Raw genomic sequence first — 15,333 nt, forward strand, 5'->3', positions numbered from 1 at the left:
CTTTTCCATTGGAGCGCCTGCGGCGCACACGATGTTTTTTGCTCGGGCCGCAAGGGCCGTGGAGGGCGCTGCCCTCCACACCACCCGGGATATTTTCCGGACCAAAGAAGACATGACGCGGTGCCCGTTCGGCCTATATTCCGCCTGTATCCTCGTCTCAGAGGCAGCATGGGAGATGGACATGCACAGCATCGCGAAACATGTACGGATCACCGGCCGGGTCCAGGGCGTGGCCTATCGTGCCTGGGCACAGTCCGAGGCGCAACGGCTGGGCCTGACGGGATGGGTTCGCAACAAGCCGGACGGATCGGTCGAGGCGATCGCGGCGGGGCCGGACAAGGCGGTGGAACAGCTGATCACCGCCTGCTGGTCCGGCCCCGGCTCGGCCTCGGTCCGCGACGTGCAGGCGGCGCCTGCGGACGACCCGGCGCTTCCGGGGTTCGAGATCAGGCGCTGAATCGCGGGGCGTGGACATTCCCGAGCCGCGTCACGATAGTCGCGTTGGATTGCAAGGAGAGACGCGATGACCATCCATATCGGCGCCGAGCCCGGCCAGATCGCCGAAACCGTGCTGATGCCCGGCGACCCCTACCGCGCGAAATGGGCGGCGGAAACCTTTCTCGAGGGTGCCGAGCTGGTCAACGAGGTGCGCGGGATGCTGGGCTTCACCGGCACCTGGAGGGGGCATCGCGTGACCATCCAGGGCTCGGGGATGGGGATGCCCTCGCTCTCGATCTATGCCAACGAACTGATCCGGGACTACGGGGCGCGGACGCTGATCCGTATCGGCTCCTGCGGGGCGATGCAGAGCCATGTGAAGATCCGCGACGTCATCCTCGCCATGTCGGCGAGTTCGATCTCGACGCCCTCGCTGGGGTTCTTCAGGGAGGTCAACTTTGCCCCGACCGCCGATTTCGGCCTGCTGCACGGCGCCTTCCAAGCGGCCGAGGCGCGCGGCGTCACCACGCATACCGGCGGGATCTATTCCGCCGACGTTTTCTATGCCGAACGCCCCGACCTCGATGAGGCGATGGAGCGGCACGGCATCCTCGCGGTCGAGATGGAGGCGGCCGAGCTCTACACCGTGGCCGCGCGCCACGGCTGCCGGGCGCTGGCGGTGCTGACCGTGTCGGATCACCTCAAGACGCACGAGGCCCTGCCGGCGGAGGACCGGGAGAAGAGCTTTGGCGACATGGTGGAGATCGCGCTGGAGGCGGCCTTCGGCTGATCGCGGCGCGCACCCTGACCGGGACCGGGACCGACCGGCCGGCTCCTCGGGGCGGTTCGATCGACAGTCCCCTGCCGGATGCGTCCCGGTACCCTCGGGACCGCCCCGGGGCTCTCCCGGTCCGCTCTCAGCCCTCGGGAGAGGCGGGCGCTCCGGACGTCTTCGTCCGGAACAGTCCCCGCCCCTCCGGACCGTACCAGTCCTCGTTCCGGGTGACGAACATCGTCGCCGCAATGGCCACGAAGGCGAGCGTGGAGCCGGCCAGAAGCGCATAGTCCTCGCTCTGGAGGATCAGGTAGAGCACGGCGTAGACCAGCACCAGCATCGCGCCCAGCACCAGCGCCCGCCGGCCGAGCGACAGGCCCAGCCAGCCGAACAGGGTCAGCAGAAGGGTCACCGCGCCGGCCGACAGCGCATAGGCCGCGGCAAAGCCGATCTGTTCGGCGTAGGACACCATGAGCAGCACGAAAGTCGATTGCGCCAGGCCGATCAGGAAATACTGGACCGGATGTACAGGCCGGTCCCGGGTGCGATCGATCAGCAGGACGGTCAGGAAGGTCAGCGCGATGTAGAGGATGCCGTAGCGCGCCGCGCGATAGGCCTTCTGGTAGAAGTCGTTGGGTTCGTAGAAGCTGACACCGAAACTCATCGCGGCGAGGTCGCGCGGGCCCGGGTGACTGCGGCTGATCTGCTGCAGCGACCGTGCGAGATGGGGAATCGACCAGTGCGCCGCGAAACCGGCGTCGGTGATCTCGCTCTCGTCGGGGAGGAACGCGCCCCGGAAGCTGGGATGCGGCCAGTCCGACCGCATCGTGACCTCGGTCTGCCGACCCACGGGCGTGACCCGGAGCAGACCCGCGCCGTTGATCCCGAGCGACAGGTTGTAGGTACCGCCCCCGCGCGGATCGCCCGGGGCCGCGACGATCCCCGGCTGCCGGGCGTCGCCATTGGGCTCGAGCGCGATTTCGCCCCCGGGCCCGGTCAGGGAGGCATCCCGCCGCAGGGCGTTGTTTCCGGAGAGAAAGAAGCGGATGCGGGCCCGGTCCCAGGCGGCGGTCTGCGATCCCATGTCCAGCGCCGCGACCTGCGCCATGGGGAAATCGAAGGCGATATCCACCTGCGCCCGATAGACCGGCGCGGTGAAGATTCCGCGGTGCCGGACCTCGGTCTGGGTCGCGATCTCGACATCGAACCGGTCGGGATAGACATGAAGCGGCGCCCGTCGTTCCGTCACCCGCTGGCGGAAAGTCTCGGTCCGCGGCTCGCCGGTCTCCGGATCGGTAAGAACCTCTCCGGTTTCGGGGTCGACGAGGTCGCGGGTGAAATCCCGCTCGACCTCCTCGGTGACGGGGATCTCGAGCACAGGGCCCGCCAGCGTCTGTTCCCCGCCCCAGAGGCGCCCGATCTCGGCCACCGTGTCGCGCGACAGGCTGTGCCGGTCCTCGATCACCGCCGAGACGAAGAAGAGCGGGATGAACATCAGGAGGATGAGTATCCCGACGATGAGAAACCGGGTTCCGAAACCTCGACGCATGAGGGCACCTTTCAAAGGGATCGCCCGGTGAGGCTACAGCTCGCGCCCGGCCCCGTCACCAGTGGAATACCCCGCCGTTCCGGTCAGCCCGGCAGGCCATGGCCGCCGGAATAGCCGTTGCGCTCCGGGCTCTGCCAGTCCGCAAGCGCCTTCGGGTCCGGGCGGAAGACCTCGATCTTCAGGGGATGACAGGCGGCCGCGTCCGAGGAATGTTCGGCCCCGCAATCCCCGCCGGGACAGGCGGAGAGCGCCCCCAGCAGGTCGATCTCGGAGAAGAACTCGATATGGTCGCCGGGGCGGACGGGGCTGGCCTTCATGAAGTACTGGCCGGTGTCCCGCGTGAAGCCGGTGCACATGAAGACGTTGAGCACGTCATGCACCATGCCGGCCGCCGTCTCCGCGTCGAGGCCGGCGGCGCCGGCCAGCGCCCGGGTCAGGTTGGAATGGCAGCAGTGATGATACTCCTCGCCGCTGAGCAAGTGATGGGTATGGGGATCGCAGCGCGTGCCGATCACGTCGTGCACCCGCCCGCCGAAGGCGTCGGTCCCGTACCACCCCAGCGTGTCGGCCACGACGGTCGCCATGGGCCGGAGATGCGGGAAACCGCTCCACATCCGGTCGCCGATCCCGAGATGGCTGCCATGCAGCGCACGGGTCTTGCCCGAATAGAACCTCTCCTGCAGGTCGTGCCGGTTCCAGAGGTTGAGATCCCCGACCTGCGGCCCGTCGGTACAGGTGATGCGGAAGAATTCCCCGGCCGCGACCTCGAATGCCACCGCGTCGCGCGGGGGCGCGATCCATTCGCCTGTCTTCTCCGCCCCCGCGCGCGCAGCGGCATAGAGCGCCAGGTCGGGCCGGGGCAGCGTTTCGGTCGGATAGCAGATGACGGGCGCGATGGCCCGGCGCGTGTCCGCGTCGTCGGGAGGTCTCATGCCCCGAGACTGGCCCTCCTGCCCGCCCTGCGCAATGGCGAACAGAAGTTTTCGGGTCTCTGCGTTGAGGGTCCCCGCCAATCCTGCTCTAGTGCCGTCAAATCTGAAACAGGAGACGCGCATGTCGCAAGAGGAATACACCCCGCCCGAGGTCTGGACATGGGATCAGGAGAGCGGCGGCCGGTTTGCCAGCATCAACCGCCCCGTCGCCGGCGCGACCCACGACAAGGAGCTGCCGGTCGGCAAGCACCCGTTCCAGGTCTATTCGCTGGCCACGCCGAACGGGCAGAAGGTCACCATCATGCTCGAGGAGCTGCTCGAAGCCGGCCATTCCGGTGCCGAGTACGATGCCTGGCTCATCAAGATCGGCGACGGCGACCAGTTCGGCTCGGGCTTTGTCGCGGCCAATCCGAATTCCAAGATCCCCGCCATGGTCGACCATTCCGGAGACGAGCCGATCCGGGTCTTCGAATCCGGCAACATCCTGCTCTACCTGGCCGAGAAGTTCGGGGCCTTTCTGCCCACGGATCACGCCGCCCGGACCGAGGCGCTGAACTGGCTGTTCTGGCTTCAGGGGTCGGCCCCCTACCTGGGCGGCGGCTTCGGCCATTTCTACGCCTACGCCCCGTTCAAGATGGAATACCCGATCAACCGGTTCGCCATGGAGGTGAAGCGCCAGCTCGACGTGCTGGACCGGGAACTGGCGGACAAGACCTTCCTGGCCGGAGACGAATATTCGATCGCGGACATGGTGACAGTGCCCTGGTACGGCCGGATGGTGACCGAGGGCGCTTACGAAGAAGCCAAGACCTTCCTCTCGGCGCATGAATACAAGAACGTCATCCGTTGGGCCGAAACGATCTTCGACCGCCCGGCGGTCAAGCGGGGGCGCATGGTGAACGCGACCTTCGGCGATCCCTCGCAGCAGCTTCACGAACGCCACGACGCCAGCGATTTCGAGACCCGGACGCAGGACAAGATCGGCGACGACAAGGCGTGACCGACAGGCATCGCCGGCCCCCTGCGGCCGGCGGTCTCATCCCTCGCGCTGGCGCGCAAGCGCCAGCCATCCCCGGGCGAGGATCAGCCGCGACATGGGCACGGTCCAAAGCAGGGTCGCGACGATCGCCACTTTCTCGAGGATGCCGTCATATCCGGTCGGGGCCATCTTGAAGAGCGTGGCGAAGACGATCCAGATCACTGCCGAGACGACGAAGAGCCCGGCATAGACAGGGCCCGCCCGCGCCGCCCCCGGCGCCATGAGAAGCGGGCCCGCCAGATAGAGCGGCCCCAGAAGCACGCTGAGCTTCGTGTGGACGGTCACGCTGTCGGCCGCCTCCCAGCTGTTGTGGAAATCGTCGTAGAGCCCGAGCAGCGATACCACCAGCGCCAGCAGGGCCAGACAGAAGATCCCCGCCGACCATGCGGCGCGGCCCAGATGCGCATGGGCCGCCGCGATGGCCAGGCAGACCAGTGCCGAGGCGTGGATGTAGAAACCCACGTCCATGATCATCTTGTGCGGACCCCGGGCCAGGTCGCTCAGCGTGTCGGCGACCAGGTCGTGCTCGGCGACGATGCCCGCCCAGACCGCTGTCACCAGGGGGGCCAGGCTGCCCGCCAGCCCCACCAGCCCGCAGAACAACAATAGCTCCGGGCGCTCGCCCGTTCCCACATCGGTCAGTCTACGCCGTGTCCTGCTCATTGCAGCCCCCTTGCCTAAGGATCAACCACACCGGCGGGGCCCGGTTCCGGCGCTTGAGCGGGTCGAATGGACGCCGGCTCCCGTTCACGACAGTTGAAAGGGCGCGGAGACCGAACGCCGCGCCCTTTCCCGATGCGATCCGCCGCGATACCGGCGGCGGCTCAGGCGTCGATCACAGCACCACCACGTCCAGCGGCGGGAAGCCGTTGAACCCGACCGAGGCATAGGTCGAGGTATAGGCGCCGCAGTTGCGGATGATGAACCGGTCGCCCGACCGCAGGCCGAGCGGCAGTTCCACCGGGCGCTTTTCGTAAAGCACGTCGGCGCTGTCGCAGGACGGGCCGGCGAGGATGCAGGGGCCGGTGGCCTCGTGGTCGCGCTCGGTCAGGAACTGATAGCGGATCGCTTCGTCCATGGTCTCCGCCAGGCCGGAGAACTTGCCGATGTCGAGATAGACCCAGCGGTGCAGATCGTTCTCCGACTTGCGCGAGACCAGCAGCACCTCGGCGGCGATCGCCCCGGCTTCGGCAACCAGCCCGCGGCCGGGCTCGGCCATCACGTGGGCGACATCGCCGAACCGCTCGGTGATCAGCTCCATGACGCGGGCGGCATAGGCCGTCGGGCGCTGGATTTCCTCGCCGTAATAGGCCGGGAAGCCGCCGCCGATGTTCAGCAGGGTCAGCTCGTGACCGGCCTCTTTCGCGGCCTCCCACACGGCTGCGACCTGATCGAGCGTGGCAGTCCACATCTCGGCACGTTTGGTCTGCGAGCCGACGTGGAACGAGAATCCGACCGGCCTGAGCCCCAGTTCGCGCGCCATGTCGAGCAACATGATCGCCTTGTCGCGGGCGCAGCCGAACTTGCGCGACAGCGGCCAGTCCGCTTCCGAGGCATCGACGATCAGGCGGATGTAGACCTCTGCACCCGGCGCATGTTCGGCGATCTTTTCCAGCTCTTCCTCCGCGTCGGCGGCGAAGAGGGTGACGCCGGCGCCCCAGGCGAACTCGATGTCGCGCACCTTCTTGACGGTGTTCCCGAACGAGATGTTCTCGGGGCGGGCACCCAGCGACAGGCAGAGCTCGATCTCGGCGCGCGATGCGGCGTCGAAGCCCGAACCGAGGTCGACCAGACGCTCGACGATCTCGCGCTGCGGGTTGGCCTTGACGGCATAATGAATGCGCGCGCGGCCCAGCCCGGCCTTCAGGGCGTGGTACTGCTCTTCCACGCGGTCGACGTCGATGACCAGCGTCGGGCGGTCGAACGTCGTCTGACGAAGGAAGGTTTCGACACGGGTGTCACGGCGTACAGAGGTGCGGGCCGAGAAATCGGCTACGTATGCGTTCATTGGTCATCTCCAGTCAGACCCGGCCATTCCGAATTCCATCGGCTCAGACCGCTCAGTTCCAAGGGAGACGTTACCGTCGCTACGTAACCGCAGGGATTATCGACTTATCCCTCTCGCCAGAGGCGCGTGCGTTGGCGTCTATGTATTTGCGCATATCGGGCCAATCGGTGAGTCGATCAAGTGGTATTCTGCCCCCGGATCGAATTTTTCCCGATACGTCGCCCGTCATCCGGGCAAGGACCTGAGAAGGCGAGATGAAACCATGCCACGAAGGGGGTCACCCTGTGGCATGGTTGCAAGCACGCGTCCGCCTTCAGGCGGTTTCCACATAGGCGAAGTAGCCCGTCTTCGGCGGCACGGTCGCCCGCTCCGGCGCGAAATACTCGTAGGCCAGGTTGACGGCGTTCAGCGCGGCCTGTGCCTTGCGAAGCTCTTCGGGGGTGGGTTTGTCGGTCTGTTCCATAAGGTGCCTCTTCGGGTTTCAAGGCCCCTCCCTGACCGGAAGATGGCCCCGCCCCCCGCAGAATTCAGCCCCCGATTTCGCAAGGCGGCCTTGCAGCGATCGCAGCGCTCAGACCTCGCGCCCCGCCGTGCGCCCCGAAAAGATGCAGCCGCCCAGGAAGGTGCCCTCCAACGCGTTGTACCCGTGATAGCCGCCCCCGCCGAAACCCGCGACCTCGCCGGCGGCATAGACCCCCTCGATCGGCTCGCCCTCCGGGTCCAGAACGCGGGCACGCACATCGGTATGCAGGCCGCCCAGCGACTTGCGCGTGAGGATGTTCAGGCGCACGGCGATGAGCGGACCCTGCGCGGGATCGAGGATCCGGTGCGGTTTCGCCGTCCGGACCAGTTTGTCCCCCAGGTACCGGCGCGCCCCGTGGATGGCCACGACCTGGGCATCCTTGGAAAAGGGGTTCTCCATCTCGCGGTCGCGGGCTTCGATCTGGCGTCGCAGGCGGTCCTCTTCCAGCGGGCAGTCCGGCTCCAGCCGGTTCATCCCCTCGACCAGCGTTTCGAGCGTGTCCGCGACGACGAAATCGTCGCCCTTCTCCTTGAAGGCCTCGACCGGACCGGTCGCCGCCTTGTTCAGCACCCGAGACCGGATGACCTCGGCCCACCTGCCCGAGGAGAAATCCGGGTTCTGCTCCGAGCCCGAGAGCGCGAATTCCTTCTTGATGATCGCCTGCGTCAGGACGAACCAGCTGTGATCCCGCCCGGTGGAGAGGATCCGCCGCAGCGTCGCCAGAGTGTCGAACCCCGGCAGGCAGGGCGGCTCCATCCGCTCGCCGTGCGCGTCGAGCCAGACCGATGACGGACCGGGAAGTATCCGGATTCCGTGGTTCGGCCAGATGGGATCCCAGTTCCGGATGCCCTCGCAGTAGTGCCACATCCGGTCGCCGTTGATCAGGCCGGCCCCGGCGGCCTCGGCAATCCCCTGCAACTGCCCGTCCACGTAGTCCGGCACGCCCGAGACCATCCGCTCCGGAGGCGGGCCCAGCCGCTCGACCGGCCAGTGGCGCCGCACCTTGGCGTGGTCGCCCCCGATGCCGCCCGAGGTCAGGATCAGCCCCGCGCCCGTGGCCTCGAAATCCGCCACCACCTCCCGCGAGGTGCTGCGCCCGCGCGCGGCATCGCTCGGGGCAAGGATCTCGCCCGCCACCCGTCGCGCGCGCAGGTCCAGCCCGGTGACACGGTGGCGGAACCCGAAGGTCAGGTCGCCGCTTTCGGCCAGCCGCCGCGCCTTGTCGGCGAAGGGCGCGACCACCCCCGGCCCGGTGCCCCATGTCAGATGGAACCGCGGTACCGAATTGCCGTGACCATGGGCCAGCGCTCCGCCGCGTTCGGCCCATCCCACGACCGGAAACCAGCGCATCCCCATCCCGTGCAGCCACGCCCGCATCTCGCCGCTGGCAAAATCGAGATAGGCTTCGGCCACGGCCCTGGGATTGACGTCCTCACTCCGGTCGAACCCGGCCGAGCCCATCCAGTCCTGCGCGGCAAGATGGCGGCTGTCGCGTATCCGCATCCGCCGCTGTTCCGGCGTGTCCACCATGAACAGCCCGCCCAGCGACCAGTGGGCCTGCCCGCCGAGGCTCTGTTCCCCCTCCTGGTCCAGCAGCAGGACCCTGCGCCCCCGCTCCGCCGCCTCGGTCGCGGCGACAAGCCCGGCGAGCCCCGCGCCGACGACGATCACATCCGCTTCGTATCTGGCCATGCACCTCTCCTCCCGGGGACCAGCCTAGCATCCGCACCGCGAGAGACCACGCAATTCGCTGCGCGACCGGAGGGCTCTGCCCTCCGGACCTCCCGGGATATTTCCGGACCAAAGAAGAACGGGGCGGGGCCGCCGGGATCAGACGGTGCGTTCCACCATCATCTGCTTGATATTCGAGATCGCCCGTGCCGGGTTCAGGCCCTTCGGGCATGTCTTCGCGCAGTTCATGATCGTGTGGCAGCGGTAGAGCTTGAAGGGATCCTCGAGGTCGTCCAGCCGCTCGCCGGTCGCCTCGTCGCGGCTGTCGATGATCCAGCGGTAGGCATGCAGCAGCGCGGCCGGCCCGAGATAGCGGTCGCCGTTCCACCAGTAGGACGGGCAGGCGGTCGAACACGAGGCGCACATCACGCATTCATAGAGCCCGTCCAGCTTCTTGCGGTCCTCGATGGACTGCCGCCATTCCTTCGCCGGCCGGTTCGTCTTGGTCTCGAGCCAGGGCATGATCGACGCGTGCTGCGCGTAGAAATGCGTGAGGTCCGGGATCAGGTCCTTCACCACCGGCATGTGCGGCAGCGGATAGATCGTCACGTCGCCCTTGATCTCGTCGAGCCCGTAGATGCAGGCCAGCGTGTTGATCCCGTCGATCATCATCGCGCAGGATCCGCAGATCCCCTCGCGGCAGGATCGGCGGAAGGTCAGCGTCGGGTCGATCTCGTTCTTGATCTTGATCAGCGCATCCAGGACCATCGGGCCGCATTTGTCCATGTCGAGGAAATAGGTGTCGACCCGCGGCGTCTCGCCGTCATCCGGGTTCCAGCGGTAGATCTTGAACTTGCGCACGTTCGTCGCGCCGTCGGGCTTGGGCCAGGTCTTTCCGGTCCGGATGCGCGAGTTCTTGGGGAGCGTGAATTGTACCATCTCGGTTTCCTTTTCAGCTCTGGGTCAGGATTTCGTCACCTGACGGAGGATCCGGCAGGTCGGTTGAGAGGTCGGGGCCCCGCGGGCGGGCGCCGCCGCGCGAGAGCCCGAGCATGAGGCAGCCGAGACCGATGTGCAGCCCGATGAACGCCGGCATGCGAAGGAAGGTATCGAAAAACAGCGCCAGGGGAAGGCACAGAAGCGCCGCAACCAGGATCCAGCGCGAGGCGCCGCGGGTGCCGGACAGAACCGCGGGGAGCGGGAAGGCCAGGAAGGCCAGGCCGGCGAGCAGGCCGGGCAGCCCGAACCAGATGAGCCAGGCCAGGTATTGCTGGTGGACGTGGTCATGGGGAAAGGCCTCCATCGCGGCGATCTCGCTCCAGCGGCCGGAGCCGATAAGCGGCGCCTGCGCCCAGGTCTCCGCCCCGATCGCCCAGAAGACCAGCCGGATGTTGATCGAGGTCGCGTCGGCCGGGATCTCGCCCCCGGCGAGGACCTGCCCCAGCATCCCCACGCTCTTGTAGGCGGCGCAGGGCGCCAGCTGGATCAGGCCGAGGCTGATCAGGATGCCGGCCAGGTACGCCCCCGCGAAACCACCCGCCGCGCGGGTCCACCGGGGCGGGCGTGCGGTGGCGAAGCCCGCCAGCACGACCAGTCCCGCCACGCCGGTGCCGATCAGAACGCTGCGCGAGACGGTGTAGAAGAGGACGACCACCACCATGGCCGACACGAGACCCATGGCGATCACCCGGTCCGCCCCCTGCAGGCGCGGCCAGAGCGCGAGATAGAGGTAGGTGAAGCACGAAAAGACCAGCGCGGCGTTGAACGAGGTATCCGCGCGCCCCTTGACACGACACCATCCGGCATCGCCGAACAGGGGCGTGAACCGTTCCACCGACAAGACCGCGAAGGCCACCGCAAGACCGACGGGGATCCAGACCTTCAGCAGCCGGGCCGTATCGCCGAAAAGAGCGGCCCGCGCCAGGAGCGTCAGGCCGAAGATGGCGCAGATGATCCAGAAGGTGGGAAAGGCCGCCGGATCCGTGATCGCGGCATCCGCGGGGACGGGATGCACCCACCACGAGACCGCCAGGAGCGCGAAGAGACCGAGGAGCAGGCCGGCGGTCAGGGGATCGACCGCCCGGACGGAGAGCGACCGCCAGTGCACCAGCAGGGGCAGCAGCGCCGCGAGCCAGATCAGCGACAACGCCGTCTGATAGGGCAGGATGCTCAGCGAGATCAGGCCCAGCACGATCATCGCGTCGGTTACCCGTAGCAGCAGCGATCGCCGCTCGCCCGCCCCGGCCGCGCCGCCCGGCGGGCGGGCAGAGGCGCGCGGGCCGGATCCGTATCCGATGCCGGCCCTGGTTGCGCTCTGTGCCCTCGACATCGGCGAACCCGGACTCGTTCAGAAGGTCCGCGCCTTGGGCGCGATCCGCTTGAGTTCGATGCCGCCCTCGTCCTCGGTTGTCAGCGGGTCGGTGATCACCGGACGATAGCTCAGCTCGACCTTGTTGCCGTCGACGCGGGCGATGGTGTGCACGCGCCAGGTCTCGTCGTCGCGCTCGGAGTAATCCTCGTGGGCATGGGCGCCGCGCGATTCGTGCCGCGCCTCGGCCCCGACGATCGTGGTCAGCGCGTTCGGCATCAGGTTGGTCAGCTCGAGCGTCTCCATCAGGTCCGAGTTCCAGATCAGCGAGCGGTCGGTGACCTTCAGGTCGCCCAGCTTGCCGGCGATCTCGGTCATCTTGGTCACGCCGTCCTTGAGCGTCTCGGAGGTCCGGAACACCGCCGCGTCGGACTGCATGGTCCGCTGCATCTCGTCCCGCAGATCGGCGGTCGGGATGGAACCGGAGGCGTTGCGCAGACCGTCGAACCGGTCGAAGGCCTTGTCGACCGAGGCCGTCACGACCTCCGGCACGGCGCTTTCGGGATCCACCACCTTGCCGGCGCGGATGGCCGCCGCACGGCCGAAGACCACCAGGTCGATCAGCGAATTCGAGCCCAGCCGGTTCGCCCCGTGGACGGACGCGCAGCCCGCCTCGCCCACGGCCATCAGGCCCGGGACCACGGCGTTCGGATCGCCTTCGCTGGGGTTCAGCACCTCGCCCCAGTAGTTCGTCGGGATGCCGCCCATGTTGTAGTGCACCGTCGGCAGGACCGGGATCGGTTCTTTCGTGACGTCGACGCCGGCAAAGATCCGGGCGGACTCGGAAATGCCCGGCAGCCGCTCGGCCAGCGCCTCGGCCGGCAGGTGGCTGAGGTTCAGGTGGATGTGGTCGCCGTGTTCGCCGACGCCGCGGCCTTCGCGGATCTCCATGGTCATGGAACGCGAGACGTAGTCGCGCGGCGCGAGGTCCTTGTACTGGGGCGCGTAACGCTCCATGAACCGCTCGCCTTCCGAGTTGGTGAGGTATCCGCCCTCGCCCCGCGCGCCTTCGGTGATCAGGCAGCCCGAGCCGTAGATACCCGTCGGGTGGAACTGCACGAACTCCATGTCCTGGAGCGGCAGCCCGGCGCGGGCCACCATGCCGCCCCCGTCGCCGGTGCAGGTATGGGCGGAGGTGGCCGAGAAATAGGCCCGGCCGTAGCCGCCGGTGGCCAGCACGACCATCTTGGAGCGGAAGACATGCATCGTGCCATCGTCCAGCTTCCAGCAGAGAACGCCGGTGCAGACGCCGTCATCGCTCATGATCAGGTCGATGGCGAAATATTCGATGTAGAACTCGGCGTTGTTCTTCAGCGACTGGCCATAGAGCGTGTGCAGGATCGCGTGGCCGGTCCGGTCGGCGGCGGCGCAGGTGCGCTGCACGGCGGGGCCTTCGCCGAATTCCGTGGTGTGCCCGCCGAAGGGCCGCTGATAGATCTTGCCCTCTTCGGTGCGCGAGAAGGGCACGCCGTAATGTTCCAGCTCGTACACGGCGGCGGGCGCCGAACGGGCAAGGTATTCCATCGCGTCGGTATCGCCCAGCCAGTCCGAGCCCTTGACGGTGTCATACATGTGCCACTGCCAGTGGTCGGGCCCCATGTTGGACAGCGAGGCGGCGATCCCGCCCTGCGCGGCCACGGTATGCGAGCGGGTCGGGAAGACCTTGGTCACGCAGGCCGTGCGCAGCCCCTGTTCGGCCATGCCGAGCGTGGCGCGCAGACCCGCGCCCCCAGCCCCGACGACGACCACGTCGTATTCATGCGTTTCGTATTCGTAAGCAGCCATCGGATACCTCGGGAATTACAGCGCCAGCCGGAGCAGGGAAAAGATGCCGACGCCGGCGATGGCATAGGCCAGGATGGTCACGCCGATGATCGACAGCCGGCCGGCGAGGCCGTGGATATAGTCCTCGATCGCCATCTGCGCGCCGTTCTTGAAATGGGTCATCCCCACCAGAAGCGTCAGCGCGGCCACGATCGCCGGATAGGGTCGGGAATAGTGCGCGACGACCTCTTCGTAGGAAGACCCGAGGATCGCGCCGAAGTTCAGCACGAAGAGCGGGACCAGGATCAGCAGCGCGATCGACGAGATCTGCATCTGCCAGTGATGCGCGGTGCCGGTCTTCGAGGCGCCCATGCCAACGGCGCGCTTGCGGTCGGTGAGAAAACGCATGCTCAGCCCCTTCAGACGATGATGACGGTGAGAAGGGTCAGCACGACCGACCCGCCGATGATGATCCAGCTCATCTTGTCCGAGCTTTCCATGTCGAGCAGATAACCGTTGTCCCAGATCAGGTGCCGGACGCCGGCCAGCGTGTGATACCACAGGCCGAGGGTCGAGAAGAGCAGGATCAGGTCGCCGACCCAGCTTGTGATCACGTAGTCGGCGACACGGAAATATTCAGGTCCCGCGGCCGCGGCCATGAACCACCAGGCGATGAGGAAAGCGGCGACGATCAACGCATTGCCGGTGATCCGTGTCAGGATGGATGCAACGGAGTTCAGCTGGAAACGGTAATATTGCCCCAGCATGAATGGCGAAAGCGGGCGGTTGCCCCTGTTCACGTCGGCCATGAGGTCCCCTCTCGGTTTTTCCTGCGGCGAGTACTACTGATTTTTACAGGCTTGTCATCAGCCCAACCGGATGCGCGCGCAGAAAACCCCGGTATCGCAGGCTGCGACGCCCTTCGTGATCACATCGGGAAAAAGTGTGATCACACGCCGCCCGCCTGACGGGAGCTGCGCCGATACCCGACAGATTCTCTTGGAAAAGCGCGCGGCCCGGCGGCCCCCGTCACACCGGTACCAGCGCCCAGTAGTCGAGATCGAGCAGCACCTGCGGCAGGTACTTTCCATCCTCGCCCCTGAGTTCCCCGACCGAGGCGTCGTTCACCGCCACCAGCCGCAGCCGGAGCGCGCCGACACCGGGCGCACCGGTCTCGGCCTTGTCCAGCACCTCGGACCACGCCTTGACCGTCTGCCCGGCGAAACAGGGGTTGGCATGGGCGCCGCCGTTCAGGCCCACAACCATCTGCGCATTGGCCAGCCCGTTGAAGGACAGCGCCCGCGCGAGCGAGATCACGTGCCCGCCATAGATCAGTCGCTGACCGTCGGGCCGGAAGGTCGCGTCGAAATGCACCTTGGCCGTGTTCTGCCACAGCCGGGTCGCCATCATGTGCTCGGCCTCTTCGATGGTGACGCCGTCGACATGGCCGATCACCTCGCCCACCTCGTAGTCGCCGAAGCGATGCGGCTCGCCCGCCAGGGTGTAGTCGTATCGCGAGAAATCCAGCCCGTCGGGCACCACCAGGTCTTCGGGCGCGACGGCCTTCGCCAGCTCGGGGATCACCGTCTCGGGCGCCGGCGCCTCGGTGTCGTTCTTGCGCACCATCACCCAGCGGATGTATTCCAGCACCGTCTCGTCCCGCTGGTTCACTCCGCGGGTCCTGAGGTAGACCACCCCCGACGTGCCGTTTGAATTCTGCTTGAGCCCCAGCACCTCGGAGGAGGCCCGGAGCGTGTCGCCCGCATGCACGGGCTTCAACCACCGCCCCTCGGCATAGCCCAGGTTGGCGACCGCGTTCAGCGAGATGTCGGGCACCGACTTGCCCAGCACCAGATGAAAGGTGATCAGATCGTCGAGCGGCGATGCCGGCAGACCGCAGCCGCGCGCAAACTCGTCCGAGGAATAGAGCGCGTGCCGCATCGGATAGAGCGCCTGGTACAGCGCCCGCTCTCCGCCCGACACGGTGCGCGGCACGGCGTGGTCGATCACCTGCCCGACCTCGAAATCCTCGAAGAAACGCCCCGGATTGGTCTTGGTCATCACAGATCTCCCAGCTTGATCTCGGGCGCGTAGGCCCCCTCGACCTCTTTCACCACGGCCTGGCCGCAGCGCATCACCCCCGTGGTCGCATCGTGCGCATAGGTCGGATCGCCATAGAGCGACCACCCCTTGTCGAGCGCCGCGGTGACCTTGTGGCAAAAGGCCGAAGTGTCGTCGGCCGTGAGGAAACGATAGGCTTTCATGT

General features: G+C 67.0%; 16 protein-coding genes. 3 read left to right on the plus strand and 13 right to left on the minus strand.

Annotated elements, in window-relative coordinates; translation table 11 throughout:
- The first annotated feature begins 181 nt into the window (after window positions 1-181).
- Both OB2597_RS13410 and deoD read left to right on the plus strand, forming a co-directional pair.
- On the plus strand, window positions 182-457 hold the full coding sequence (locus OB2597_RS13410) for an acylphosphatase (protein ID WP_148234734.1): 276 nt from the start codon (window positions 182-184) through the stop codon (window positions 455-457).
- A 66-nt stretch (window positions 458-523) separates the two neighbouring features.
- Entirely contained in the window at window positions 524-1,228 is a 705-nt protein-coding gene (gene deoD / locus OB2597_RS13415; protein ID WP_009806122.1) for a purine-nucleoside phosphorylase, read from the plus strand.
- Between the two features lie 127 nt (window positions 1,229-1,355).
- Here deoD and creD read toward each other — a convergent pair whose 3' ends face one another.
- Window positions 1,356-2,762, minus strand: coding sequence for a cell envelope integrity protein CreD (creD, locus tag OB2597_RS13420; RefSeq protein WP_009806123.1), 1,407 nt, complete (start codon window positions 2,760-2,762; stop codon window positions 1,356-1,358).
- A gap of 83 nt (window positions 2,763-2,845) precedes the next feature.
- Window positions 2,846-3,694: an urea carboxylase-associated family protein gene (locus OB2597_RS13425; protein ID WP_009806124.1), complete on the minus strand. Its 849-nt coding sequence runs from the start codon at window positions 3,692-3,694 to the stop codon at window positions 2,846-2,848.
- A gap of 121 nt (window positions 3,695-3,815) precedes the next feature.
- Between OB2597_RS13425 and yghU the strand changes: the two genes are divergently transcribed.
- Window positions 3,816-4,694, plus strand: a complete 879-nt coding sequence (yghU, locus tag OB2597_RS13430) for a glutathione-dependent disulfide-bond oxidoreductase (RefSeq protein ID WP_009806125.1) — start codon at window positions 3,816-3,818, stop codon at window positions 4,692-4,694.
- Window positions 4,695-4,730: 36 nt separating this feature from the next.
- Here the strand turns inward: yghU and OB2597_RS13435 are convergent, their stop codons facing one another.
- From OB2597_RS13435 to OB2597_RS13480, 11 genes are all read right to left on the minus strand, one after another.
- A complete protein-coding gene (locus OB2597_RS13435) occupies window positions 4,731-5,396 on the minus strand; it encodes a DUF998 domain-containing protein (RefSeq protein ID WP_084658799.1) in 666 nt (221 codons plus the stop codon).
- Window positions 5,397-5,568: 172 nt separating this feature from the next.
- Window positions 5,569-6,741: a type III PLP-dependent enzyme gene (locus OB2597_RS13440; protein ID WP_009806127.1), complete on the minus strand. Its 1,173-nt coding sequence runs from the start codon at window positions 6,739-6,741 to the stop codon at window positions 5,569-5,571.
- Window positions 6,742-7,054: 313 nt separating this feature from the next.
- Complete coding sequence (locus OB2597_RS22095; protein WP_009806128.1) at window positions 7,055-7,204, minus strand: hypothetical protein; 150 nt, start codon at window positions 7,202-7,204, stop codon at window positions 7,055-7,057.
- 108 nt (window positions 7,205-7,312) lie between these two features.
- Window positions 7,313-8,956: an FAD-binding dehydrogenase gene (locus OB2597_RS13445; RefSeq protein ID WP_009806129.1), complete on the minus strand. Its 1,644-nt coding sequence runs from the start codon at window positions 8,954-8,956 to the stop codon at window positions 7,313-7,315.
- Between the two features lie 138 nt (window positions 8,957-9,094).
- Window positions 9,095-9,874: a succinate dehydrogenase iron-sulfur subunit gene (locus OB2597_RS13450; RefSeq protein WP_009806130.1), complete on the minus strand. Its 780-nt coding sequence runs from the start codon at window positions 9,872-9,874 to the stop codon at window positions 9,095-9,097.
- Window positions 9,875-9,887: 13 nt separating this feature from the next.
- A complete protein-coding gene (locus tag OB2597_RS13455) occupies window positions 9,888-11,264 on the minus strand; it encodes an O-antigen ligase family protein (protein ID WP_009806131.1) in 1,377 nt (458 codons plus the stop codon).
- An 18-nt stretch (window positions 11,265-11,282) separates the two neighbouring features.
- Window positions 11,283-13,088 carry a succinate dehydrogenase flavoprotein subunit gene (gene sdhA / locus OB2597_RS13460; RefSeq protein WP_009806132.1) on the minus strand — a complete coding sequence of 602 codons (1,806 nt, stop codon included), beginning with the start codon at window positions 13,086-13,088 and terminating at the stop codon, window positions 11,283-11,285.
- 15 nt (window positions 13,089-13,103) lie between these two features.
- Window positions 13,104-13,475, minus strand: a complete 372-nt coding sequence (sdhD, locus tag OB2597_RS13465) for a succinate dehydrogenase, hydrophobic membrane anchor protein (protein WP_009806133.1) — start codon at window positions 13,473-13,475, stop codon at window positions 13,104-13,106.
- Between the two features lie 11 nt (window positions 13,476-13,486).
- Window positions 13,487-13,876, minus strand: coding sequence for a succinate dehydrogenase, cytochrome b556 subunit (sdhC, locus tag OB2597_RS13470; RefSeq protein WP_009806134.1), 390 nt, complete (start codon window positions 13,874-13,876; stop codon window positions 13,487-13,489).
- A gap of 220 nt (window positions 13,877-14,096) precedes the next feature.
- The gene (locus OB2597_RS13475; RefSeq protein WP_009806135.1) at window positions 14,097-15,128 is read right to left on the minus strand and encodes a MaoC family dehydratase; all 1,032 of its coding nucleotides are present in this window, start codon (window positions 15,126-15,128) and stop codon (window positions 14,097-14,099) included.
- Window positions 15,128-15,331 (minus strand): DUF1737 domain-containing protein, encoded by a 204-nt coding sequence (locus OB2597_RS13480; protein ID WP_009806136.1) that lies wholly within the window; start codon window positions 15,329-15,331, stop codon window positions 15,128-15,130. The genes OB2597_RS13475 and OB2597_RS13480 overlap by 1 nt, the downstream gene beginning before the upstream one ends.
- Window positions 15,332-15,333: the final 2 nt, after the last annotated feature.

The sequence above is a fragment of the Pseudooceanicola batsensis HTCC2597 genome (assembly GCF_000152725.1).
Taxonomy (GTDB): domain Bacteria; phylum Pseudomonadota; class Alphaproteobacteria; order Rhodobacterales; family Rhodobacteraceae; genus Pseudooceanicola; species Pseudooceanicola batsensis.